The sequence below is a fragment of the Polycladidibacter hongkongensis genome (assembly GCF_001561995.1).
Lineage (GTDB): Bacteria > Pseudomonadota > Alphaproteobacteria > Rhizobiales > Stappiaceae > Pseudovibrio > Pseudovibrio hongkongensis.
Genome location: NZ_LLWC01000016.1, coordinates 1 through 1,225 on the forward strand (window position 1 = coordinate 1; position 1,225 = coordinate 1,225).

Here is a 1,225-nt window from a genome sequence, read left to right on the forward strand (position 1 = left end):
CCCTGGTCCGAAGCTACGGTCTGCGCCAAGAGTTCATCACACCATATTGTCCGCAGCAGAACGGCATGATGGAACGATTGATCCGGTCGCTGAAGGAGCAATGCGTTCATCGCCAACGCTTCGAAAGCCTAATCCATGCCAGCCGAACAATTGCTAATTGGGTTACGTTTTATAATGGCTTGAGGCCTCATCAGGCGCTTGCAATGAAGACACCTAACGAGGCATACAAATTAGCGGCATAACTTGAGCAGAAATTGCTGGGTCAATACATAGTCAAATTTACAATTATTAAGAGCATTTAAATTGCCTACAAAGGCATCACACTTGAATACGTATTGGATACTAGTATGGATCGCTCATCGCATTTTTTTGAAGAAAAATTTGATACTCCTGTATTGAATCCGAACATTTGGATCAAAAACTACTTACCGCACTGGAGTGATTGGACAAATTCAAAAGCTAACTATAATTTAACCGGGCATTCTTTGCAGCTCTTTGTTAGCGATGAGCAACGTCCATGGTGCTCAGAATTTGATGGCCAAGTGAAAGTGTCGGGCCTACAAACCGGACAGTATTCTGGTTCTCTCGGAAGCCAAGTAGGCCAGCACCGGTTTAGCGATGAGCTAATTGTCCGTACTGAAGTTGCGGAGCGAAGACTATTGCTTCCTCATTTTTGCAAACTCGAAATTCGTGCGAGGGCATTTTTGAATCCATGGAACCTTGCTGCTCTTTGGCTGATTGGGTTTGAAGACAAACCTGAGTTCTCTGGAGAAATCACAGTTTTTGAAATATTTGGTGACAAATCTAGAGTAGATGGAGTGCAAGTTGGTCGAGGAATAAAAAAAATTAAAGATAATAGTCTGGTAGATGAATTTTTCGATAGTATTATTGATATCAAAGTGGAAGACTGGCACACCTATTCCATAGAATGGTCGATTAATGGTATTTTCTTTGCAATAGACGGCCAAATTGTTGGAAAAACTAGTCAATCTCCGAACTACCCCATGCAACTTATGCTTAACTTCTATGAATTCCCTAAAGATAACCGACAGGAAAAGTTTGAGGATGCATTCCTAGAGGTCGATTATGTAAAAATTTGGCACAGATAGGTATCGAAGAGGTGCGTTTCGTTAGTGGAGTTCGTCCATGATCCCGGACAATCGAGTATATTGACTTTGATTGTTGCAGGAGATGGGAATGGGCTCAGGACGCTCGAAATACACTG

2 protein-coding genes are annotated in these 1,225 nt (G+C 42.3%); both read left to right on the forward strand.

From position 1 onward, the window contains the following. On the forward strand, positions 1-242 hold a 242-nt coding region (locus AYK82_RS06440; protein ID WP_156453274.1), incomplete at its 5' end, for an integrase core domain-containing protein. Positions 243-347: 105 nt separating this feature from the next. Then, positions 348-1,109: a glycoside hydrolase family 16 protein gene (locus AYK82_RS06445; RefSeq protein ID WP_068312922.1), complete on the forward strand. Its 762-nt coding sequence runs from the start codon at positions 348-350 to the stop codon at positions 1,107-1,109. Positions 1,110-1,225: the final 116 nt, after the last annotated feature.